The organism is Cupriavidus ulmosensis, assembly GCF_977008105.1.
The window spans coordinates 3,435,127-3,455,531 of record NZ_CDRMWP010000001.1; the positions used below are offsets into that span (position 1 = coordinate 3,435,127).

At 71.8% G+C, this 20,405-nt stretch carries 20 protein-coding genes, 1 other RNA gene and 1 riboswitch; of the genes, 10 read left to right on the forward strand and 11 right to left on the reverse strand.

Features of this window, described 5'->3' with window-relative positions; genetic code table 11:
* Positions 1–34: 34 nt before the first annotated feature.
* Together ACWTPI_RS15805 and ACWTPI_RS15810 are read right to left on the reverse strand one after the other, a co-directional pair.
* Positions 35–1,531: a Fic family protein gene (locus ACWTPI_RS15805; RefSeq protein WP_454732117.1), complete on the reverse strand. Its 1,497-nt coding sequence runs from the start codon at positions 1,529–1,531 to the stop codon at positions 35–37.
* A 188-nt stretch (positions 1,532–1,719) separates the two neighbouring features.
* Complete coding sequence (locus tag ACWTPI_RS15810; RefSeq protein ID WP_454732118.1) at positions 1,720–2,919, reverse strand: PepSY-associated TM helix domain-containing protein; 1,200 nt, start codon at positions 2,917–2,919, stop codon at positions 1,720–1,722.
* A 268-nt stretch (positions 2,920–3,187) separates the two neighbouring features.
* Here ACWTPI_RS15810 and ACWTPI_RS15815 point away from each other — a divergent pair, with 268 nt between their 5' ends.
* Positions 3,188–3,748 carry an N-acetyltransferase family protein gene (locus tag ACWTPI_RS15815; RefSeq protein ID WP_454732119.1) on the forward strand — a complete coding sequence of 187 codons (561 nt, stop codon included), beginning with the start codon at positions 3,188–3,190 and terminating at the stop codon, positions 3,746–3,748.
* Here the strand turns inward: ACWTPI_RS15815 and ACWTPI_RS15820 are convergent.
* Both ACWTPI_RS15820 and ACWTPI_RS15825 read right to left on the reverse strand, forming a co-directional pair.
* On the reverse strand, positions 3,745–4,476 hold the full coding sequence (locus ACWTPI_RS15820; protein WP_454732120.1) for a nucleotide-binding protein: 732 nt from the start codon (positions 4,474–4,476) through the stop codon (positions 3,745–3,747). The genes ACWTPI_RS15815 and ACWTPI_RS15820 overlap by 4 nt on opposite strands.
* 114 nt (positions 4,477–4,590) lie before the next feature.
* Positions 4,591–6,135 (reverse strand): cobyric acid synthase, encoded by a 1,545-nt coding sequence (locus ACWTPI_RS15825; RefSeq protein WP_454732121.1) that lies wholly within the window; start codon positions 6,133–6,135, stop codon positions 4,591–4,593.
* 83 nt (positions 6,136–6,218) lie between these two features.
* Here ACWTPI_RS15825 and cobU point away from each other — a divergent pair, with 83 nt between their 5' ends.
* From cobU to ACWTPI_RS15845, 4 genes are read left to right on the forward strand one after another with little or no spacing between them, the layout of a single operon-like run.
* The gene (cobU, locus tag ACWTPI_RS15830) at positions 6,219–6,944 is read left to right on the forward strand and encodes a bifunctional adenosylcobinamide kinase/adenosylcobinamide-phosphate guanylyltransferase (RefSeq protein WP_454732122.1); all 726 of its coding nucleotides are present in this window, start codon (positions 6,219–6,221) and stop codon (positions 6,942–6,944) included.
* Positions 6,938–7,909, forward strand: coding sequence for an adenosylcobinamide-phosphate synthase CbiB (gene cbiB, locus ACWTPI_RS15835; protein ID WP_454732123.1), 972 nt, complete (start codon positions 6,938–6,940; stop codon positions 7,907–7,909). The genes cobU and cbiB overlap by 7 nt, the downstream gene beginning before the upstream one ends.
* Positions 7,906–8,943 carry a threonine-phosphate decarboxylase CobD gene (gene cobD, locus ACWTPI_RS15840; protein ID WP_454732124.1) on the forward strand — a complete coding sequence of 346 codons (1,038 nt, stop codon included), beginning with the start codon at positions 7,906–7,908 and terminating at the stop codon, positions 8,941–8,943. The genes cbiB and cobD overlap by 4 nt, the downstream gene beginning before the upstream one ends.
* A 22-nt stretch (positions 8,944–8,965) precedes the next feature.
* On the forward strand, positions 8,966–9,871 hold the full coding sequence (locus ACWTPI_RS15845; RefSeq protein WP_454732490.1) for a cobalamin-binding protein: 906 nt from the start codon (positions 8,966–8,968) through the stop codon (positions 9,869–9,871).
* A 15-nt stretch (positions 9,872–9,886) separates the two neighbouring features.
* On the opposite strand, the gene ACWTPI_RS15850 is transcribed toward ACWTPI_RS15845, so the two are convergent.
* Genes ACWTPI_RS15850 through ACWTPI_RS15880 form a run of 7 tightly spaced genes read right to left on the reverse strand, consistent with a single transcriptional unit; the run spans position 9,887 to position 16,864 of the window.
* Positions 9,887–10,462 (reverse strand): histidine phosphatase family protein, encoded by a 576-nt coding sequence (locus tag ACWTPI_RS15850; protein ID WP_454732125.1) that lies wholly within the window; start codon positions 10,460–10,462, stop codon positions 9,887–9,889.
* The gene (locus tag ACWTPI_RS15855; RefSeq protein ID WP_454732126.1) at positions 10,447–11,211 is read right to left on the reverse strand and encodes an adenosylcobinamide-GDP ribazoletransferase; all 765 of its coding nucleotides are present in this window, start codon (positions 11,209–11,211) and stop codon (positions 10,447–10,449) included. Before ACWTPI_RS15855 ends, ACWTPI_RS15850 begins: the two co-directional genes overlap by 16 nt.
* Before the next feature lie 30 nt (positions 11,212–11,241).
* The gene (gene cobT, locus ACWTPI_RS15860; protein WP_454732127.1) at positions 11,242–12,282 is read right to left on the reverse strand and encodes a nicotinate-nucleotide--dimethylbenzimidazole phosphoribosyltransferase; all 1,041 of its coding nucleotides are present in this window, start codon (positions 12,280–12,282) and stop codon (positions 11,242–11,244) included.
* Between the two features lie 45 nt (positions 12,283–12,327).
* Positions 12,328–12,969: a cob(I)yrinic acid a,c-diamide adenosyltransferase gene (cobO, locus tag ACWTPI_RS15865; RefSeq protein WP_454732128.1), complete on the reverse strand. Its 642-nt coding sequence runs from the start codon at positions 12,967–12,969 to the stop codon at positions 12,328–12,330.
* Entirely contained in the window at positions 12,966–13,817 is an 852-nt protein-coding gene (locus ACWTPI_RS15870) for an ABC transporter ATP-binding protein (RefSeq protein ID WP_454732129.1), read from the reverse strand. The genes cobO and ACWTPI_RS15870 overlap by 4 nt, the downstream gene beginning before the upstream one ends.
* Before the next feature lie 5 nt (positions 13,818–13,822).
* Positions 13,823–14,830: a FecCD family ABC transporter permease gene (locus ACWTPI_RS15875; RefSeq protein ID WP_454732130.1), complete on the reverse strand. Its 1,008-nt coding sequence runs from the start codon at positions 14,828–14,830 to the stop codon at positions 13,823–13,825.
* A gap of 12 nt (positions 14,831–14,842) precedes the next feature.
* Positions 14,843–16,864: a TonB-dependent receptor plug domain-containing protein gene (locus ACWTPI_RS15880; protein ID WP_454732131.1), complete on the reverse strand. Its 2,022-nt coding sequence runs from the start codon at positions 16,862–16,864 to the stop codon at positions 14,843–14,845.
* An 82-nt stretch (positions 16,865–16,946) separates the two neighbouring features.
* Positions 16,947–17,193: riboswitch (cobalamin riboswitch) on the reverse strand.
* A 218-nt stretch (positions 17,194–17,411) separates the two neighbouring features.
* Here ACWTPI_RS15880 and ACWTPI_RS15885 point away from each other — a divergent pair.
* The 5 genes from ACWTPI_RS15885 (at position 17,412) to ACWTPI_RS15905 (ending at position 20,345) form a co-directional block, all read left to right on the forward strand.
* The gene (locus ACWTPI_RS15885; RefSeq protein ID WP_020204317.1) at positions 17,412–17,735 is read left to right on the forward strand and encodes a hypothetical protein; all 324 of its coding nucleotides are present in this window, start codon (positions 17,412–17,414) and stop codon (positions 17,733–17,735) included.
* Entirely contained in the window at positions 17,732–18,073 is a 342-nt protein-coding gene (locus ACWTPI_RS15890) for a cell division protein ZapA (RefSeq protein ID WP_020204316.1), read from the forward strand. The genes ACWTPI_RS15885 and ACWTPI_RS15890 overlap by 4 nt, the downstream gene beginning before the upstream one ends.
* Positions 18,074–18,402: 329 nt before the next feature.
* Positions 18,403–18,614, forward strand: a non-coding RNA gene (ssrS, locus tag ACWTPI_RS15895) — 6S RNA.
* 293 nt (positions 18,615–18,907) lie between these two features.
* Positions 18,908–19,402, forward strand: a complete 495-nt coding sequence (locus ACWTPI_RS15900) for an EVE domain-containing protein (RefSeq protein WP_454732132.1) — start codon at positions 18,908–18,910, stop codon at positions 19,400–19,402.
* A gap of 115 nt (positions 19,403–19,517) precedes the next feature.
* The gene (locus tag ACWTPI_RS15905) at positions 19,518–20,345 is read left to right on the forward strand and encodes a sulfite exporter TauE/SafE family protein (RefSeq protein WP_020423855.1); all 828 of its coding nucleotides are present in this window, start codon (positions 19,518–19,520) and stop codon (positions 20,343–20,345) included.
* The last annotated feature ends 60 nt before the right edge of the window (positions 20,346–20,405 follow it).

Here is a 20,405-nt window from a genome sequence, read left to right on the forward strand (position 1 = left end):
CGAAGGCCGGCCGGTCGCGGCGGCGCCCTGGGTGTCAGGCCGGCTCGCCGCCATCCTCGTCGTCTTCGAGCACCTCGCGCACGGCGTCCTCGATGAGGCCGAAATACGCCTCCGGCACTTTGTTCGCATACCGCTTTCGTTTCTTGTTGGAGAGGGTTCCGCCCGCGTCCAGGCAGATGACGACCAAGGTGCTGAGGTCGCTTCCGATCATGTCCACCTGATCGTTCACCCGGCGCAGCACCTTGTCGTACCGCTGGAGGAAAACGGTCTCCTGGCGCAGTTCCACATCCAGCGCCAGCGCGGCCATCCTGAAACCGAACTCCACGCACGGGGTGGCATCCCAGAAGCGAAAGATGGCGTCATCGGCCTTGAAGTCGAACGTGTATTCGCCTTCACCGATCCAGTTGACTTTCACCCGCTCCCTGGCCGGGCGCGAATACGATTGCAGCGCAGCCAGGTACTCGTCCTCATGGTGCTTCATCGCCACCGACACCGGCAGAAGCAGGCCTTTGGCCAGCTTGCCCGAGCTGCACAGGGCCTTGTGAAACATGAAGCGGGACAAGCGGCCATTGCCATCCCAGAACGGGTGGATGAATACGAACCCGAATGAGGCAATGCCTGCCGCGACGATCGGGTCGATCTGGCCCGGCACATCATTGGCGAATGCCATCCACTCGGCCATGAGCGGCTCGACGAGCTCGGGCCGCGGCGGCACGTAGGTAACGCCGCTGGCGCCACGGCCAGGGCCGCGCAGCCAGTTCTGCCCGGTCCTGAACTGGTCGGCCTGCAGATGGGGATTGCTCACCGTCGACGACTGGAGCTCGCAGAGGTAGTCCTCGTTGAGCCGGCGGCCGTCGTGAGCCTGGTGGAGCAACTGCACGAAGAGCTCGGCTTTGTCCTCGCTGGGCGTTTCGCGCTCAATGGCGTAGGAGTCCTCGGTCTCATGGAGGTACGCCCACGCCAGCGCGCGGTCGCGCATTTCGGGCCCCAGGCCGTCCAGGAATTCGGCGGTACGCTCCAGGACCCGGCTTTGGATGCCGGCCATGATCGCCGGCGTGCGTTCCACCGTGGCGCAGTAGGCAAGCGTGCCCAGGCCGTTGAAATTGACCCGCCATCGTGGGTCGCGCCGCGCCAGCCCCGTCACGTAGCGGGCCGGGTCGAACACGTCAACGTAGGCGGCCGTGGTTTCCGGATGCCCTGCCAGCCGTTGCCCCGTGAAATGCTCCCAGAGGTAGGCTGCCACTCGCACGTACTGGCCATTCGGCGTTTCGCAGACCGCCCGCAGCACGCGCTGCGCGGGAATCAGCGGCAGTGCCTGTGCAAGCACCTGGAGATTCACGCCTTCGTGTTTGAGCGCGAACAGGAGGTGTTCAAGCCTGTCTTCGGTCCGGGGCGCAACCGAAGCCGGCACCGCGATGAAACCGTGCTCGACGAGCACGCGCGTGACCGGCCGGACCTCCGCCTGGCGCTTGAGAGGAAAAGCAGATAGCCCGTCCGCGCGGCGCAAGAACTCGTATCCCACCACGGCCATGTTTTTCCTCACCGGACAATGATTTCTCTCAGAATCGCAGTGTAGGACAGGATTTTGTTCAGTAGTGCGCCGAACAACACGCCCTCGGGGAGGGCCCATGTGCATCGCACACATGGATTTTATTCAGCGAGACCGGATTTTATTCAGGAACGCCGAAATTCCCTGGATTTCTTTGTCGGTATCCCGCCTCAGGCGCCCCTGACCCCGCCGACCTGCGCCCGCGCCATCGTGCGCGCGACATGCCTGCGGTGGCCGCGCCGCCGCTTCCACCAGATCAGGAAGCCGGTCAGGCCGAACGCCAGCGGCGCCAGGCCGAACACCGAGATGAAGATCCGCCCGGGCAGCCCGAAGGCCTCGCCGGTGTGCAGCGGGTACATCCAGTTGAGGAAGGTGTCGCCGGCGGGCGCCTTGAGCGGATCGCGCACCGCCACGCGCTGGCCGGTATGGGCGTCGAGCCAGAGCCGGGTGGCGCCGGTGTCGCGGCGCACCTCGCCGGGCTGGCGCAGGCGCACTTCGAACGGATCGCCGGGCTTGCGCGGGAAGCTCACGCGGGTGACTTCGGCCGCCGGATACAGGCCGCGCGCGGCGGCGACCGCCTGCGTGATGTCCAGCAGCGGCGTGCCGGCCGGCGCCGGCGCCGAGACCGGCTTGCCCGGCGGCGTCACCGTCATCACGCTGGCCACGATCGGCGTCACCCACTTGGGCAGGTTCAGGTACCAGCCGGAGAACGCCATCGTGGCCAGCACCGGCGCGGCGAAGATGCCGGCGGTGCGGTGCAGCGAGTAGTTGAAGCGCGACCACGAGCCGCCGTGGCTGATGCGGAACGCGCGCAGCAGCGCGCGCGGCCGGGGCTTGGGCAGCCACAGCAGCACGCCGGCCACGACCAGCACCAGCACCAGCATGCCGGTCACGCCGAGGATGGTGCGCCCGGTCTCGCCGGACAGCAGGTAGTGGTGCAACTGGAACAGCGTGGGCATCAGCAGCGGGCGCGACAGGCCCGGCTGGCCCCAGATGCGCTCGCCCTTCACCGCCAGCGTGACCGGGTCGACCATGACCTGGCGCGAGCGGCCCTCGCCGCCCGGCCCCTTGAGCGGATACCAGGCGACGAAGACCTCGCGCGGCGAGGACGGCAGCATCAGCATGCGCGGCCGGCCATAGCGCGGGTCGGCTTCGAGGCGTCCGGCGACGGCCTTGATGGTGGCCTGCGCCAGCGGCATCGGCACATCCGCCGTGGCGGTCAGCAGTTCGGGATTGATCAGCGCGTCGAGCTCGTCGCGCCAGGCGATGGTGGTGCCGGTCAGCCCCAGCATGATGAACAGCAGCCCCAGCGACAGGCCGATGTACAGGTGGGTCTTGACGATGACGACGCGCAGGCGGCCGGTGACCATGAGGACGGGAATCCGTGTGTGGGGTGGGTAAGGCGCACAGCATGCGGCGACAGCAGGCAAGAGTACCTGGCAGGCCGCCGGCAACAATGAGAATGCGAAGGATTCGCGATTCTATCAGGACGGCCGCGCGGCTGTGCATTGGCTGTGTAGCGGCCATGTGTCAGCGACGTCAGCGGTGCCGGCGGACGCGCGAGTTGGCGCAGAATGTCGGTCCGGGGCCGGCGCGGCCCCAGGAACCGCCGGTCCCCTGGACCGGACCGGCCAAACCATGACCGACATGAACAGGACCATCGAACTGACCCCGGCCGGCCCGCACGACGCGGCGCTGGTCGCCTCGCTCCACGCGCGCAGCTGGCAGCACGCCTACCGCGGCATCCTGCCGGACGGCTACCTGGAGCACGAAGCCCCGGCGCAGCGCCTGCGCACCTGGCACGCGCGGCTGGTGGAAGGCGCCGAGGCGCCGCTGGAGGTCACGCTGGCGCGCGTGGACGGCGAGCCGGCGGGCTTTTCCTGCCTGCAGCCGCAGGCCGAGCCGGCCTTCGGCATCTACCTGGACAACCTGCATGTGATGCCGCAGTGGCACGGCACCGGCGTGGGCAAGCGCCTGCTGGCCGCCTGCGCGCGCCGCGTCGCCACCGGCTGGCCCGGGCAGCCGCTGTTTCTCTACGTGCTGGACGCCAACGCGCAGGCGCGCGAGTTCTACCGGCGGCTGGGCGGCGCCGAGAGCGAGCCGTTCGAGGACCCGTTCCCGGGCGCCGGCCTCGTCGTGACCGTGCGCCGCGTCAGCTGGGGCGACGTGGGCGCGCTGCTCGCGCGGCTGGGCGGCTAGGCCGCCGAGGCATCGTTGGCCGCCTCGGGCGCGGCCTCGGGCAGCGCCGGCGCGCCCGGCGTCCGCGGCGCGCCGGCCCCGGTGGCCCCGTTGGTCCTGGCGGCGGCGGGATCGAGCCAGCCGATGATCGGCTGCCACTGCTCCCAGTCGCGCGCCACGCGCGACGGCGCCACGTCCCACAGCGTCAGGCCGTGCGCGGCCAGTTGCACGTAGTTCTGCGTGTCGCGCAAGAAGCCGAGCACCGGCAGCCCGAGCCCCGCCACGAAGCGCTGCAGCTGCTCGGCCGCGCGCGTGCGCAGATCCACCCGCATGCCGATCACGCCCACCGCCACGTCGCCGTGGCGCACGCGCTTGTCGTCGGCCAGGCGCGCGAGGAAGTCCTGGGTGGCGAGGATGTCGAACATGGATGGCTGCAGCGGCACCACCACGCGGTGGGCCAGCTTCATCACCTCGTTGAAGCGCCAGCCGTGCAGGCCGGCCGGCGTGTCCAGCACCACGTGCGTGGTGCCCTTGGGCGGCCGGGCGATGTGGTCGGAGCTGATTTCCCAGGTGCGGATCGCGGGCGCCGTGGGCGGGCGCAGGCCCAGCCACGCGCGCGAGGACTGCTGGCGGTCGGTGTCGCCCAGCATCACCGCGTGGCCGGCGCGGGCAAAATAGCCGGCCAGGTTGGTGGCCAGCGTGGTCTTGCCTACGCCGCCCTTGGGATTGGCGATCACGACTACGGGCATTTCCGGGCTCTCCGCAAGCGATTTCCAGGGCGGCCGCCATCGGGCGCCGCATCGGCTCCTGCCGCCCGCGACGCCGATGCCGCCGGCCCTGGCGGCGCGGGCCCGCGTGCGAGTTTAGCAGTTGGCGGCGGCTTCGTGACAGCCGCCGGCGGGCGTTTGCAGCGGGGCAAACAGCGCGGCCAGGTCCAGATGGGCGGCCAGCGTGTCGGCCAGCCGCGCCAGCGAGGCCTCGCGCAGCGCCGCCAGGTCCACGCCCTCGGCCCGCGCCAGCCCGGCCCAGCGCAGCAGCGCGCCGCACGCGGCGGGCTGGTCGAACAGGCCGTGCACGTAGGACGCCAGCACCTGCCCGTCCTCCGACAGCGCGCCGTCCGGGCGCGCGCCGTCGAGCCACAGCGCCGGCCGCGCCAGCGCCGGGCCGGTGCTCACGCCCATGTGGATCTCGTAGCCCTGCACCGCCGCGTCCCCGCTCTCCAGCGCCAGGCGCCCGGCCACCACGCGCAATTGCTTGTGCGGCGCCAGCTCGGTGGCGTAGTCGAGCAGGCCGAAGCCGTCGCTGCCGCCGGCCGGGCCTTCGTGGCCGGCCGGGTCTTCCACGCGCCGGCCCAGCATCTGCATGCCGCCGCAGATGCCGATCACCTTGCCGCCGTAGCGCAGGTGCCGCCGCAGCGCCGCTTCCCAGCCGTTGGCGCGCAGGAAGGCGAGGTCGGCGCGCACGCTCTTGCTGCCGGGCAGCACGATCAGGTCCGCTGGCGGAACCGGCATGCCGGGGCCGACGAAGCGCAGGTCCACCTGCGGATGGGCGCGCAGCGCGTCGAAATCGGTGTGGTTGGAAATGCGCGGCAGCACCGGCACGATCACGCGCAGCAGCTCGCCGTGCTTGGCCGCCTGCGCGCCGATGATGGCGTCCTCGGCATCCAGGTGCAGGCCGTGCAGGTAAGGCAGCACGCCCAGCACCGGCTTGCCGGTGCGCGCCTCGAGCCAGTCCAGGCCCGGCTCGAGCAGCGCGATGTCGCCGCGGAAGCGGTTGATGACGAAACCCTTCACGCGCGCGCGCTCCGAGTCCGACAGGCAGTCGAGCGTGCCCACCAGGTGCGCGAACACGCCGCCGCGGTCGATGTCGGCCACCAGCACCACCGGGCAGTCGACCGCCTCGGCAAAACCCATGTTGGCGATGTCGCGCTCGCGCAGGTTGATCTCGGCCGGGCTGCCGGCGCCTTCCACCAGCACCACCTCGTAGGCATCCGACAGGCGCCGGTGCGACGCCAGCACCGCCTGCATCGCCACCGGCTTGTAGGCGTGGTAGTCGCGCGCGCTCAGGTCCATGCGCGCCTGGCCGTGGATGATGACCTGCGCGCCGGTATCGCTGCTGGGCTTGAGCAGCACCGGATTCATATCGGTGTGCGGCGCCAGCCCGGCGGCCTGCGCCTGCAGCGCCTGGGCGCGGCCGATCTCGCCGCCGTCGGCGGTGACGGCGCTGTTGAGCGCCATGTTCTGCGGCTTGAACGGCGCCACGCGCACGCCGGCGCGCGCCAGCAGGCGGCACAGGCCCGCCACCAGCGTGCTCTTGCCCGCGTCGGAGGTCGTGCCCTGCACCATCAAGGTACCGCGCAAGCCACCCGGCAGCGCGCCGGGACCGGCTTCGGAGAGAGGATTTTGCATCGCGGGATTATCGCACCCGCCTGCGCGCCGGCGGCGGCCTCGCCGAGCGTGCGGAGCCCGGATGCGCCCGCTACAATACCCGGATGACGCCGGCCAACGCTTCCGCTACCGCCACCGAGCCCGCCGCCACGGCCACCGCCGTGCCGCAAGGCGAGCGTGCGCCCCGCGCCGCCGCGGCGCCGCATGCCGCCGCCGCTGCCACCGCTGCCGCCGGACCCGCGCGCCAGCTCACGCTGGTGCTCGGCGGCGCGCGCTCCGGCAAAAGCCATTTCGCCGAGCAGCTGGCCACCGACCACGCCGCCGCCTGCGGCGGCCCCGTCACCTACATCGCCACCGCACGCCACGACGACGACAGCGCCGACGAGGAAATGCAGCTGCGCATCGCGCTGCACCGCGCGCGCCGCCCGGTCGACTGGGGCCTGGTGGAAGCGCCGCTGCACCTGGCCGACGCGCTCTACGCCAACGCCACCCGCGACGGCTGCATCCTGGTCGACTGCGTCACGCTGTGGCTCAACAACCTGCTGTTCCTCGACGCGCGCAGCTATCCCGAACACGGCCTGGTGACGCCGCCGCCCGCGTTCACCGAGGAAATCGACGCGCTGCTGGCCGCGCTGCCCACGCTGCCCGGCCACGTGATCCTGGTCTCCAACGAGATCGGTTTCGGCGTGGTGCCGATGGGCGCCATCACGCGCTTCTACGTCGACGAACTGGGCCGCCTCAACCAGAAGCTGGCCGCCGCCGCGGACCGCGTGCGGCTGGTGGTGGCCGGCATTCCCGTGAGCGTCAAGGGCGCCGATCCGGCGTGCTGATACTGTCCGCGCTTTCCACCTGGCCCGCCTGCGTGGCGGCGGCCGTGGCCGGCGTGCTGCTGGACCAGTGGCTGGGCGAGCCGCGCCGCTGGCACCCGCTGGTCGGTTTCGGCAACCTCGCCGCCGCGCTCGAGCGGCGCGTCAACCGCGGCGGTGCGCCGCTGCGCCAGCGCATCTCCGGCATCGGCGCGTGGCTGCTGATGGTGCTGGTGCCCGCCGCGCTCACCGCCCTGCTGGTGCAGGCCGCCGCGCAACTGAGCGTGGCGCTGGCCTGGCTGCTGCAGGCGCTGGCGCTGTACGCCGCGCTCGGCGCGCGCAGCCTGCACCAGCACATCGCGCCGATCGCCACCGCGCTCGCGCGCGGCGACCTTGCCGAGGCGCGCCGCCTGACCGCGCGCATCGTCTCGCGCGACACCGCCGACGCGGATGCCGAGGCGGTGGCGCGCGCCGCCTGCGAGTCCGCGCTGGAAAACGGCAACGACGCCGTGTTCGGCGCGCTGTTCTGGTTCCTGCTCGGCGGCGCGCCAGCCGTGGTCGCCTTCCGCCTGGCCAACACGCTCGACGCGATGTGGGGCTACCGCACCCCGCGCCTCGTGTATTTCGGCTGGGCCGCGGCGCGGCTCGACGACCTGCTCAACCTGATTCCCGCGCGCCTGACCGCGCTGTCCTACGCGCTGCTCGGCCACACCGCGCAGGCGCTGCGCTGCTGGCGCGCGCAGGCACCGGCCTGGTCCAGCCCCAACGCCGGGCCGGTCATGGCGGCCGGTGCCGGCGCGGTCGGCGTGGCCCTCGGCGGCCCCGCGCGCTACCACGGCGAATGGGAAGACCGCCCGCCGCTGGGCGCGGGCGCGGCCCCCGGCAGCGCCGAAGTGCGGGCCTGCCTGCGGCTGGTCCGGCGCACCTTGTGGCTGTGGCTGGCCCTTGCCGCCGCCAGCGCCATCCTCCTTCATTTCTTGCCCGCATGACCATGCCCATCCGCCACGGCGGCGACCTGCTCGCCGCCGAGCGCCGCTACGGCCGGCCCGCCGCCGGCTGGCTCGACCTCTCCACCGGCATCAACCCCGACGGCTATCCGGTGCCGGCGCTGCCCGCCGACGCCTGGCAGCGCCTGCCGCAGGACGACGACGGCCTCGCCGCGCTGGCCGCGCGGGCCTGCGGCGCCGCGCACGCGCTGCCGGTGGCCGGCTCGCAGGCCGCCATCCGCGCGCTGCCGCTGCTGCTGCGGCCGGGCCGCACGGGCGTGGCCGCGCAGGGCTACAGCGAATACGCGCCCGCCTTCGCGCGCGCCGGCCACGAGGTGGTGGCGCTGGCCGAGGCGGACTTCGCGCGGCCGGACCTGCCCGCGCGGCTCGACCACCTCGTGGTGGTCAACCCCAACAACCCGACCGCGCGCACGCTGGCGCCGGACACGCTGCTGCGCTGGCACGCGCAGCTGGCCGCGCGCGGCGGCACGCTGCTGCTCGACGAAGCGTTCATGGACTGCACGCCCGCGCTGTCGCTGGCGGCGCACGCGCACCGGTCCGGGCTGGCGGTGCTGCGCTCGCTCGGCAAGTTCTACGGGCTGGCCGGCGTGCGCTGCGGCTTCGTGCTGGCCGAACCCGCGCTGCTGGCCGCGCTGTCGGCGCATCTCGGCCACTGGACCGTGGCCGGCCCGGCGCGCGCGGTGGCGCGCCTGGCGCTGGCCGACACGGCCTGGCAGGACGCCACGCGCGCGCGGCTGCGCCAGTCCGGCGAGCGCCTGGCGGCGCTGCTGCGCGCGCACGGGCTGGCGCCCGCGAGCCATGCGCTGTTCAGCTGGGTGCCGCACGCCGATGCCGCGCGGCTGCACGACGCGCTGGCGCGGCAAGGCGTGTGGACGCGCTTGTTCGACGCGCCCGGCAACGGCGCGCCGCCGAGCCTGCGCCTGGGTTTGCCGCCGGCGCGCGACGACGCCTGGCAGCGGCTCGACGCCGCCCTGGCCAGTGCTTGCGGCCACGCCTCCAATCCCACCCATGCATGAGCCGCACATGAGCCGCCCGCCGATGACCCGCGCCCTGCTTTCCCTCCCTGCGCTGCTGGCCAGCGCGCTGTGCGCCAGCGCCCACGCCACCGTCTCGGTGGTCGACGACGCCGGCCAGACCGTCACGCTGGCGCGGCCCGCGCAGCGCGTGATCTCGCTGGCGCCGCACGTCACCGAGCTGCTGTTCGCCGCCGGCGGCGGCGCGCGCATCGTCGGCACGGTGAGCTACAGCGACTATCCGCCGCAGGCGCGCGAGATCCCGCGCGTGGGCGACAACAAGGCGCTCGACCTCGAACGCATCGCGGCGCTCAAGCCGGACCTGATCGTGGTGTGGCGCCACGGCAGTGCGCAGAAGCAGACCGACCGCCTGCGCGCGCTCGGCCTGCCGCTGTTCTTCAGCGAGCCGCGCAGGCTCGACGGCATCCCCGGCAATATCGAGCGGCTCGGCACGCTGATGGGCACCGAACCCGCCGCCGGCGCCGCCGCGGCCAGCTTCCGCCAGCAGATCGACAAGCTGCGCCAGACCTACGCCGCGCGCGCGCCGGTGACGGTGTTCTACCAGGTCTGGCAGCAGCCACTGATGACGCTCAACGGCCAGCACCTGATCAGCGACGTGCTGGCGCTGTGCGGCGGGCGCAACCTGTTCGCCAGCGAATCGCTGCTGGTGCCGACGGTCTCGGTGGAGTCGGTGGTGGCCGGCAATCCCGAAGTCATGATGACCGCCAGCATGGGCGCCACGCGCGCCGACCGCCCGTTGCCGGACTTCGCCATGTGGGAGCGCTGGAAGCAGGTCACGGCGGTGGCGCGCGGCAACCTGTACGCGATCGACGGCGACCTCGTCAACCGCGCCGGGCCGCGCCTGGCGCGCGGGGCGGAGATCATCTGCAAGGACCTCGACGAAGCGCGCGCCAGGCGGCCCGCGCAGTAGCGCCGAGACGGATCGTCAGATCCGGTTCCACCAGCGCAGCCGCGCCGCGCCGCCGCCCAGCGCGAAGCGGCAACTGGCGCCGAACGCCAGATCCCAGCCCAGCGTGGTGGCCAGCGGCACGCCGAGCCAGTGCGCGGCCAGCATGCGCATCGGCCCGGCGTGCGTGACCACCCACAGGCAATCGCCCGAATCCGCCGGCAGCGCATCGGCCCAGGCCACCACGCGCGCCAGCGCCGCGGCCGCGCTCTCGCCGCCGTGCGGCGCCGCGTGCAGCAGGTCGGCGGCCCAGGCGTCCAGTTCCGCGCGCGGCACCGCGTCCCAGGCCAGCCCTTCCCAGCTGCCGAAATCCAGCTCGCGCAGGCGCGCGTCGGGCTCGGGCACGAGCGCATGGCCCGCGGCCAGCAGCGCCGCGGTCGCCCGCGCGCGCTGCTGCGTGCTGCACAGGATGCGCCGCGGGGCCAGCCCATCGAGCGCGGCCAGCATGCGCGCCGGCGCGGGCGCGACCGGCTCGGCCAGCGCGAGGTCGAGCGCGCCGTAGCACAGGCCCGGCGCCACCTGCGGCTGCGCGTGGCGGATCAGGACCAGGTCCATGCCGCCGCCACGAGGTAGATCAGCAGTTCGGCCAGTTGCTGCGCCATGCCGAGGCAGTCGCCGGTATAACCGCCGATGCGCCGCACGAAGTAGCGGCCCAGCAGCCAGCGCAGCAGCGCCAGCGCGGCCAGCGCGGCGCCGGCGAACGCGGGCGACACCAGCAGCAGCGGCAGCGCGCCGCACAGCAGCGCGAAGGCCAGGCCGAAGCCGGACAGGCGCTGCGCCACCGGCTTGGCCTTGCCTTCGGGACGCACGTAGTCGAGCGTGGCGAGATAGCTCGCCGCGAGCGCGCGGCTGGCGCCGTGCGCGGCCACCAGCACCAGCAGCAGGTCCGCGGTGCCGCCGCGCATGGCGATGGCCAGCAGCAGCTGCCACTTGAGCAGCAGCGCCACCACCAGCGCGATGGCGCCGAACGCGCCGATGCGCGAGTCGTGCATGATGCGCAGCACGTCCTCGGCCCGGTAGCCGCCGCCGAAGGCATCCACGCAATCGGCCAGCCCGTCTTCGTGGAAGGCGCCGGTGGCCAGCAGCGTCACCGCCATGCCGAGCAGCAGCGCCACGCCGGGCGGCCACCATTGCAGCGCGCCCCAGCTCGCCAGCGCGCCGAGCGCGCCCACCAGCAGCCCCACCAGCGGGAAATAGCGCGCCGCCGCGTTCAGGTAGTGCGGCGCGAAGCCGACCCAGCGCGGCACCGGCACGCGCGTGAAATAGCCGACCGCGGTGAGGAAGTAGCGAAGTTCGTCGAGCATGGGCCGGTGCCTGGGAGCGATCCGCGCAGTCTACGCCGACGCCGTGCTGACGCCGGCGCCGCCGAAGGTGGCCATCTCGCGCAGGAACGCGGTGGCCGACACCAGCAGCGGATAGGCCAGCGCCGCGCCGGTGCCCTCGCCCAGGCGCAGGTCCAGCGCCAGCAGCGGCTCGGCGCCGAAGCGCGCGAGCAGCTCGCGGTGGCCGTGCTCGTGCGAGCAGTGCGAGAACACGCAGTAGTCCAGCACCGCGGGATCGAGGCGCTGCGCCACCAGCAGCGCGGCCGAGGCGATGAAGCCGTCCACCACGATCACCATGCGGCTGGCGGCGGCGGCCAGGAAGGCGCCGGCCATCATGGCGACCTCGAAGCCGCCGAACGCGGCCAGCGCGTCGAGCGGCTCGACCGCATCGGCATGCAGCTCCAGCGCCTGCGCCAGCACCGCGCGCTTGCGCGCGAGGCCGGCATCATCCAGCCCGGTGCCACGGCCGATGCAGGCGTCGAGCGGCGTGCCGGCGAGCCGGCTCATCAGGCAGGCGGCCGACGAGGTATTGGCAATGCCCATCTCGCCGAAGGCGATCACGTTGGTGCCCAGCTGCGCGTGGCGCAGCACGCGCGCCATGCCGGCGGTGAGCGCCGCCTCGGCCTGCTCCGCGCTCATCGCGCGCTCCCGCGCGAAGTTGCGCGTGCCGGCGGCGATGCGGCAGTTGACCAGCCCCGGCGCCGCCGGCAGCGGCGCGCGCACGCCGGCGTCCACCACCTCCAGCGCCAGCCCGTGCTGGCGCGCGAACACGTTGATGGCGGCGCCGCCGCCGAGGAAGTTGAGCACCATCTGCGCCGTCACCTCGGCCGGATAGGCGCTCACGCCGGCATCGGCGATGCCGTGGTCGGCGGCGAACACGATCACCGCCGGGCGCCGGAGCTCGGGCGTGGTGCTGCCGGTGATGAGGCCGATCCGCAGGGCCAGCGATTCGAGCCGGCCCAGCGCGCCGAGCGGCTTGGTCTTGGCGTCGATGGCGGCCTGCAGCGCCGGGCGGAGAGAAGCATCGAGCGGGACGATGGCGGGAAACTGCATGATGTTCGAATACTCGTAGTCGTTCTGGAATCGCGTAGCGCGAGCTTACATCTCGATGCCGCGCTGGGCCTTGATGCCTTGCTTGAACGCGTGCTTGACCGGCGTCATCTCCGTCACCGTGTCGGCGGCGTCGATCAGCGCCTGCGGCGCGCCGCGGCCGGTGATCACCACGTGCTGCATCGGCGGGCGCGCGCGCAGGTCGGCGATCACGGTGTCCACGTCGAGGTAGTGCAGCTTGAGCGCGATGTTGAGCTCGTCCAGCAGCACCAGGCCGATGGCCGGGTCGCGCAGCAGGCCGCGCGCGACTTCCCACGCGGCTTCGGCCTTGGCCACGTCGCGCGCGCGGTCCTGGGTCTCCCAGGTGTAGCCCTCGCCCATCACGTGGAACGCGCACTGGTCCGGGAAGCGGCGCAGGAACATTTCCTCGCCGCTCGGGATCGCGCCCTTGATGAACTGCACCACGGCGGCCTGCATGCCGTGGCCGAGCGCGCGCACCACCATGCCGAAGCCGGAGCTGGACTTGCCCTTGCCGTTGCCGGTAGTGATGACGATCACGCCGCGCTCGTCCTGCGCGGCGGCGATCTTGGCGTCGACCACGTCCTTCTTGCGCGCCATGCGCGCGTTGTGGCGCTCGTCGCGCGCGGCGTCTTCCGGCGTGGGGGTGGTATTGGCGTTGGGTTCGGTCATGATGAAATTCCGTCTTGTTCGTCTGGCCCGCCCGGGTGCGGGTGGAAGGCGCCGTGCGCGATCAGCGCGGTATGCCAGCCGTCGCTGACGCTGACGATCGGCGTGCGCAGCGCGTGCGAGCAGTGCGCCGGCGTGAGGACGTCGGCGGCCGCGCCGTGCAGGCACAGGCCGTCCTCGGCCAGCAGCAGCGCGTGGGTGGCGTAGCGGCGCGCGAGGTTGAGGTCGTGCAGGATCACGATCACGGCATGGCGGCCGGCGCGCGCCAGGCCCGCCATCGTGTCCAGCACCATGATCTGGTGGCGCAGGTCGAGATGCGCGGCGGGTTCGTCGAGCAGCAGCAGCGGCGCCTGCTGCGCCAGCGTGGCGGCCAGCGAGACGCGCTGGCGCTCGCCGCCGGACAGGGTCAGCACGTCGCGCGCGGCGAGCGCGTCGAGATCGAGCTCGCGCATCACCGCGGCGACGACGGCATCGTCCTCGCGGCGCGCCCAGCCCCAGCCCGACAGGTGCGGATGGCGGCCGACCGCCACCGCGTCGCGCACGCGCATCGAGAAGGTGTCGCTGACCGCCTGCGGCAGATACGCGCGCTGCAACGCGAGCGCGGCCGGCGCGATCTCCAGCGGCGCGCGGCCGTCGAGCAGCACCGCGCCGCCGTCCGGCTTGCGCAGCCCGGCCAGCACCGACATCAGCGTGGACTTGCCCACGCCGTTGGGGCCGACCACGCACCACAGCTCGCCGGCCCGCACCGACAAGCTCAGGCCGTCGAGCAGCACGCGCGCGCCGGCGCGCAACTGCAGGGCCTGCAATTCCAGCACGGGACAGTTCGAGACGGGTTCGTTCCAGCTTGGCATCGGCATCAGCGCGGCCTGCGCAGCAACAGGAAGAGGAAGGTCGGCACGCCCAGCAGCGCGGTGATGACGCCCACCGGCAACTGCGCCGGCGCGATCACGGTGCGCGCCACCAGGTCGGCCGCCATCAGCAGCGCGCCGCCCAGCAGCGCCGAGGCCGGCAGCAGCAGGCGCTGGTCGTTGCCCCACGCCAGCCGCACCAGGTGCGGCACCACCAGCCCGACGAAGCCGATCGAGCCGGCCGAGGTGATGGCCACCGCGATCGCCACCGAGGCCAGCACGAACACCGACATGCGCACCGCGCCCACGCGCACGCCAAGCGCCTGCGCCACGGTCTCGCCCATCAGCATGGCGTTGAGCGCGCGCGCCAGCGGCATGGCCAGCAGCACGGCCAGCGCCAGCGCGCCGAGCGCGAGACCGTAGCTGGCGGTGCCGCCGAGGTCGCCGGTCAGCCAGAACAGCATGCCGCGCAGGCGCGCCTCGGGCGCCACGCTCAGGATCAGCGTGATCAGCGCGCCCCAGCCCGCGGCCAGGATCACGCCGGTCAGCAGCAGGCGCGAGCCGGCCTCGTGGTGGCCGCCCTGCACCTGCGGATGCAGCAGGTCGCGCCGCGCCAGCGTGGCCACCAGCAGCATCGAGAACAGCGCGCCGCCGGCGGCGCCGGCCTGCACGGTCCACAGCGGCCACATCATCAGCATGGCGCCGAGCGCGCCGGTGGCCGCGCCGCCCGAGACGCCCAGCACGTAGGGCTCGGCCAGCGGGTTGCGCAGCAGCACCTGCATCAGCGCGCCGGTCAGCGCCAGCAGGCCGCCGCAGGCGAAGGCCGCGGCCGCGCGCGGCAGGCGCAGCTCGCGCACGATGGCGCTGGCGGTGTCGGCGGTGTCGGCGCCGCCGCCGGCCAGCGCGTGCCACACCTGCGCGGCGCTCAGCGGCACGCTGCCCACCGCCAGCGACAGCAGGAACACCGCCGCGCCGGCGGCGGCGAGCATCAGCCAGACGGCCAGCGCGCGGCGCATCTCAGGCCGCCGTCAACGCTGGCGCCAGCCCAGCGTGACAAAGCCGGCGCGCCCCTGCGTGTTGTAGGGATAGGCGAGCTGGTAGTTCTTGTCGAACAGGTTTTCCACGCGGGCGGCGATGAACCATTGCTTGTCGATGTTGTAGCGGGCGTTGAGGTTGACGATACCGTATCCGCCCAGCGTGCGCGAGCCGCTGTCCAGGCGCGCCGACGAAATGACCCACTCGCCGCCGAGGCGGAAGTCGCCGAACTGGCGGCCCACGTCGAAGGCGGCGTGGCGGCGCGCGCGGCGCAGCAACTGGGTGTTGTTCTGCTCGTCGAGCGGGTTCTGGAAGGTCACGCTGGCGCCCACGTCGGTGCCCAGCAGGCGCGCGCGCCACGAGGCCTCGACGCCCTGCACCTTGGCTTCGGCGACATTCTGCGCCAGGTACAGGCCATTGGGCTGCAGCGCCGAGACGATCAGGTTGTCGTAGCGGGTCTCGAACGCGGTCACGCGCAGCAGGCCGGCGCCGTCGGTGCTGTACTGTGCGCCGAGCTCGACCGAGCGGGCGCGCTCGGGCTGGATGCCGGGCTGGCCGTAGCCGGGGTAGTACAGCTCGTTGAAGGTGGGCGCGCGGAAGGCGTTGCTGGCATTGGCGATCAGCTTGAAGGCCTCGGTCAGGTTGTAGCCGTAGCCGGCGAAGTAGCTGGCCTGGCTGCCGAAGTCCGAGTAGTGGTCGTTGCGCACGTTGAGCTGCAACTGGTGCTTGCCCAGGCGGCCGTCGTAGCCGGCGAACACCGAGGCGATATTGCGCACCGGCGTGGCGTAGGAGCTCGAATCGAGCTCCTGCTGCGCGTACTCGGCGCCGAACAGCAGCGTGTGCGTGGGCGCCAGCGCGTATTCGTTCTGCCAGGTGTACTGGCGGTTGCGCGTGTTGAAGCGGCTGTCGAACAGGCCGTTCCTGGTCGTGGTGCTGCGGTCCTCGCTCTGCGCCACCTTGAAATGCGTGCTCCAGTCCCGGCCCAGCTTGCCGTTGACGAAACCCGATACGGTGTAGAGCTCGCTGTCCATCCACCAGACGTCGGTGGGCTTGCCCGAGGTGCTGTCGTAGGACAGCTTGCTCTTGGAGTAGTAGGCCGTGACGCCCGCGTCCCAGTCGCTGGTGAAGCGGTGCTTGACCTGGCCCGACACGCTCTTGTTGTCGTAGGGGTTGTCGTTGGGATTGGCCTTGGGCTGCTGCTGCGGGTTGACGGCGGAGAAACCGTCGGTCTTGAAGATCGAACCGGTGAGGTTGAACGAGGTGTCGCCGACCTGGCCGCCGTAGCCCACCGTGGCCTGGCGCGTGTTGTTGCTGCCGTACTCGATCTGCGCGTTGGCCGCGGGCGGCTTGCCCGCGCCGGTCTTGGTGAAGATCTGCACCACGCCGCCGATGGCGTCCGAGCCGTACAGCGCCGACACGTTGCCGCGCACCACCTCGATGTGGTCGATCTGGTCGGGCAGGATGTTGGCCAGCTGCGCCGTGCCGCTGCTGGCCGACGACACGCGCACGCCGTCGATCAGGATCAGGGTCTGGTTGCCGTTGGCGCCGCGCATGAACAGCGTGGTGTTGGCGCCCATGCCGCCGTTGGCGGCGAATTCCACGCCGGCCTGCGAGCGCAGCAGCGTGCGCAGGTCGGGCGCCTGCGAGTTGACGATGTCCTGCTGCGTGACCACGGTGGTGTGCGGCAGCGCCTCGGTCAGCGCCTGCGCGGTGCGCGTGGCCGTCACCACCACCGGGGCCAGCGGCGTGGCGGCGGGTTGCGTGGCCGGTTGCGTGGCAGATTGCGCGGCGGGTTGTGCGACCGGTTGTGCGACGGCAGGCTGCGCGGCCGGCTGCGGCGCGGGTTCGCTGTCGGGCACCGGCTGGGCCTGGGCCAGGCCGTGCGCGCCGGCGGCGAGCACGGCAAGCAGGCCGGCCGACAGGGGCCGGCGCGCGCGCGCGGCAACGAGAACGGGAACAGACTGGCGAAGCGCCGGCGATGCCGGCCGGCGATGCCGGGAAGACGATGAACGCATGGTGCGAAGAGGGAGAGAGCAGCCTGGTCCGTTCCCCCGCGGACCGTCTGGCGACGAAGCGCGCCACGCATCCTGCGGAAGGCGGCGCACTCTCGTTCAGGCCGGTATCCGGGCTGGCGACACCAGTCCGACCGCCTTCCCGGACCTTGCGGTTCAGTGGCTGATGGGTCGGCCTTGCGATATTTCCGATCGCGGTCGCTTACCGTTGCGGGGGCAGCACAGGTTGGCCCGGCACGCGCCCTGGCGGCGGCGGCTGGCTCCCTGTTTCCCGTTGAACTGCAACCCTGTAGTGAACAGGATTGCGAGCACCTGGAACGTGCGCGAGTGTAGGCAGTTTCACCGCGAGCGTCAATGACGCCCCGCGCACCGCCCCGGGCCGCGCGAAAACGCATGGAAGCAGGCAGGAAATGCCGCCGCGGCGCCCGTTGGGCGACGTTGCATGCAACTTTGGCGCGCTGGCCCGGTCACACCGGGCTGCTTTCCACGGCTGCGCGCGGAGCGCTTGGGCTAAAATCCCAGAACCCGAAACCCGGATATGACAGGCTCTATGCTCACCGAACTCGAACAACTCGCCGCCAAGATCGGGCGCGTGCTGCATCACGCCGACACCCTGGCAGCGGAGAACCAGCGCCTGCGCGAGGAGATCGAACGCCTGCAGGCCGAGGCCAGCCAGTTGCGCGGCGACCGCGAGGCGATGGCCGCCGACCGGGAGCTGCTCAATATCAAGATCGAGGAAGCGCAGTTGCGCATCCAGTCGATCCTCGACAAGCTCCCCACCGCCAGCGACGCCCGCCAGCTCGACCTGCTCGGCGACGGCGCCGCGCAGGCCGCGGACAGCGCCCTCACCAAGGCACCCGGAGAAAACGCATGAGCAACAAGCAAGTCGAAGTCAGCATCGCCGGCCAGTCCTACCGCTTCGCCATCGCGCCGGACAACGAAGCCGCGCTGCTGGAAGCAGTGGCCCTGGTAGACGACCAGATGACCCGCCTCAAGAGCGGCGTCTCCGCCAAGGGCGTGGAGCGCGTGGCGGTGATGGCGGCCATCAGCATCGCCTCGGACCTGCTCTCGCTCAAGCGCAAGCAGCAGGAAGACGGCGCGATTCCGGTGGACGCCGTGCGCGCGCGCATCCGCGAGCTCAACGAGCGCGCCGACGAGGCGCTGCGCCAGTATGCCCACGTCGGCACCGGCGCGCCCATTTCCCGCGGCTGAACGGGGCCGGGCGCGGACCGGGCAGGACCGCACCCGGCCGGCCGCGGCGCGGTGCCCCGCACGGCACAGTTGTGACGCCGCGATGACCGCGATGTGCCCGAGGTGCCGCGCGCGTCGGCAAAATGTAACGGCCCGGCACGGCGGGCTTGGTATGAAATGCCCGGCGGTGTATAGTGGAGCCAAGTCGCGCCAAGCCACATAGTCGCGACACCAAAGGTCGGGTTATCGTGCCTGACCGCCGTTTTCATCCCATCCAAGTTAGAAACGGCAAACGTCTGACAGCCTGCGGAAGCGATTGGTCCTACGGCAACAAAGTCAGACGTTTGACAGTTTCCCTGCCTGGTTCGTCAGGATCATATTCCTTGAACCGATAAGCATTTGTTGGTGCGGGACAATGCCGTGTGGGCGAGCGCGTCGCTTGATTCAAAGTTCGCAGTCGGGACTCCCTGAGTCAGTGATGTACCCAAAATGCGGCTTCCGCAGCCACTCTGAACCTCACTTGGGTTCAGGATGCCGATCCAGCGGCCGAGGCGGGGACCCCAACGAGAGAAGGCGGTGGTTTGAAACCACCGCCTTTTTTTTGCGCTCGTTTTTTTTGCGCGGCCTCTTTTTGCGCGGCCCTGGCGATGCCTGCCGGTTCCTCGCGCCTCCCCGCATTTCCTCGCGTTTTTCGCATTTTTCACGCTTCGCGCCCGCGCGGCGCACCCGGCCGCGCGAGCCGCGCACGGCTGCTGCGCGACTGCCGCACGATTGGCATACACGGTTTTCTTTTGGCCGGGCTTGCTGCACCATAGCGCTGTCGCCAACGCCACTCCGCCGTGAGCCAACCCGCCAATGAGCCGCTCCTCGCAAGCCAATGCCGCCGACCGGGCCCGCCAGTACTGGCTGATGAAATCGGAGCCGAACGAGGCCAGCATCGACGACCTCGCCAGGCGCGGCACGCTGCCCTGGACCGGCGTGCGCAACTACCAGGCGCGCAACTTCATGCGCGACGCCATGCGCATCGGCGACGGCGTGCTGTTCTATCACTCGTCGTGCCCGCAGCCCGGCATCGCCGGCCTGGCCGAGGTCGGCTCGCAGCCCTACCCCGATCCCACCCAGTTCGATCCCGAGAGCGGGTATTACGACGACGCCTCCAGGCCCGACGCGCCGCGCTGGGTGCTGGTCGACGTGCGCTACGTCGGCAAGGGCCCGCTGATCTCGCTGGCCGACCTGCGCGCGCACGCGGAACTGGCCGACATGGTGGTGCTGCGGCGGGGCAACCGCCTGTCCATCACGCCGGTGACGCCAGCCGAATGGCGCTTCATCACCACGCGGCTGATGGGCTGACCGCTTGATCGGCTGACCGGCTGATCGGCCGGTCGGCTGCCCCGCGCGGCGCGCGGCGCGCCCGCCCTTCCCGGCGCATCGGCGCCAACGACATCCACAAGGCCGGCCTCGTTCCATGCATGTCTCCCTGATTCCCGGGCTGTTGCTGCTCGGCGCCTTTACCGGCTTCTGCGCCGGCCTGCTCGGCGTGGGCGGCGGCATGCTGATGGTGCCCTTCCTCACGCTGCTGTTCACCTACCTGGATTTCCCGCACGAGGCCATCGTCCACATGGCGATCGCCACCTCGATGGCGACCATCCTGTTTACCTCGCTGTCCTCGGTGCGCGCCCACCACCTGCACGGCATGGTGCGCTGGAAGCTGGTGCTCGCGCTGGCGCCCGGCATCCTGGCCGGCGGCCTGCTCGGCGGCGGCAAGGTCTTCGCCGCGCTCAAGACCGGCTGGCTGTCGCTGCTGTTCTCGGTGTTCGTCGGCTTCTCGGCCTGGCAGATGCTGCGCAACCGCAAGCCCGCGCCGCACCGCCAGCTGCCGGCCACGCCGGGCATGCTCGGCGCGGGCGGCGTGATCGGCTTCCTGTCCAGCCTGGTGGGCGCCGGCGGCGGCTTCGTCTCGGTGCCGTTCATGACCTGGTGCAACGTGCCGATCCACAACGCCGTGGCCACCTCGGCCGCGCTCGGCTTCCCGATCGCGGTAGCCAGCGTGATCGGCTACGTGTGGAGCGGCTTCGGCGTGGCGGGGCTGCCGGCCGGCTCGCTCGGCTACATCTACCTGCCCGCGCTGGCGGTGATCGCGCTGGCCAGCGTGCTGACCGCGCCGCTGGGCGCGCGCACCGCGCACCGCCTGGACGTGGCGCAGCTGAAGAAGGTCTTCGCCTGCCTGCTGTTCTGCCTGTCGGCCTACATGCTGTGGAAGGCGTGGCACGCGTTCGCGCTCCAGGCGCTCTAGCGGGCGGATACAAGTGGATACAAGGTCGATCCCGCATCGTGGAACGATCGCGCCGCGGGT

Coding starts and splice junctions, on each gene's coding strand:
- ACWTPI_RS15905 (WP_020423855.1), top strand. CDS start 19,518: ATGCATGTCTCCCTGATTCCCGGGCTGTTGCTGCTCGGCGCCTTTACC.
- ACWTPI_RS15820 (WP_454732120.1), bottom strand. CDS start 4,476: ATGCCCGTAGTCGTGATCGCCAATCCCAAGGGCGGCGTAGGCAAGACC.
- ACWTPI_RS15855 (WP_454732126.1), bottom strand. CDS start 11,211: ATGCTCGACGAACTTCGCTACTTCCTCACCGCGGTCGGCTATTTCACG.
- ACWTPI_RS15810 (WP_454732118.1), bottom strand. CDS start 2,919: ATGGTCACCGGCCGCCTGCGCGTCGTCATCGTCAAGACCCACCTGTAC.
- ACWTPI_RS15875 (WP_454732130.1), bottom strand. CDS start 14,830: ATGCGCCGCGCGCTGGCCGTCTGGCTGATGCTCGCCGCCGCCGGCGCG.
- ACWTPI_RS15885 (WP_020204317.1), top strand. CDS start 17,412: ATGCTCACCGAACTCGAACAACTCGCCGCCAAGATCGGGCGCGTGCTG.
- ACWTPI_RS15870 (WP_454732129.1), bottom strand. CDS start 13,817: ATGCCAAGCTGGAACGAACCCGTCTCGAACTGTCCCGTGCTGGAATTG.
- ACWTPI_RS15825 (WP_454732121.1), bottom strand. CDS start 6,135: ATGCAAAATCCTCTCTCCGAAGCCGGTCCCGGCGCGCTGCCGGGTGGC.
- ACWTPI_RS15850 (WP_454732125.1), bottom strand. CDS start 10,462: ATGGACCTGGTCCTGATCCGCCACGCGCAGCCGCAGGTGGCGCCGGGC.
- cobO (WP_454732128.1), bottom strand. CDS start 12,969: ATGACCGAACCCAACGCCAATACCACCCCCACGCCGGAAGACGCCGCG.
- cobT (WP_454732127.1), bottom strand. CDS start 12,282: ATGCAGTTTCCCGCCATCGTCCCGCTCGATGCTTCTCTCCGCCCGGCG.
- cobD (WP_454732124.1), top strand. CDS start 7,906: ATGACCATGCCCATCCGCCACGGCGGCGACCTGCTCGCCGCCGAGCGC.
- ACWTPI_RS15805 (WP_454732117.1), bottom strand. CDS start 1,531: ATGGCCGTGGTGGGATACGAGTTCTTGCGCCGCGCGGACGGGCTATCT.
- ACWTPI_RS15890 (WP_020204316.1), top strand. CDS start 17,732: ATGAGCAACAAGCAAGTCGAAGTCAGCATCGCCGGCCAGTCCTACCGC.
- cobU (WP_454732122.1), top strand. CDS start 6,219: ATGACGCCGGCCAACGCTTCCGCTACCGCCACCGAGCCCGCCGCCACG.
- ACWTPI_RS15815 (WP_454732119.1), top strand. CDS start 3,188: ATGACCGACATGAACAGGACCATCGAACTGACCCCGGCCGGCCCGCAC.
- ACWTPI_RS15900 (WP_454732132.1), top strand. CDS start 18,908: ATGAGCCGCTCCTCGCAAGCCAATGCCGCCGACCGGGCCCGCCAGTAC.
- ACWTPI_RS15880 (WP_454732131.1), bottom strand. CDS start 16,864: ATGCGTTCATCGTCTTCCCGGCATCGCCGGCCGGCATCGCCGGCGCTT.
- ACWTPI_RS15845 (WP_454732490.1), top strand. CDS start 8,966: ATGACCCGCGCCCTGCTTTCCCTCCCTGCGCTGCTGGCCAGCGCGCTG.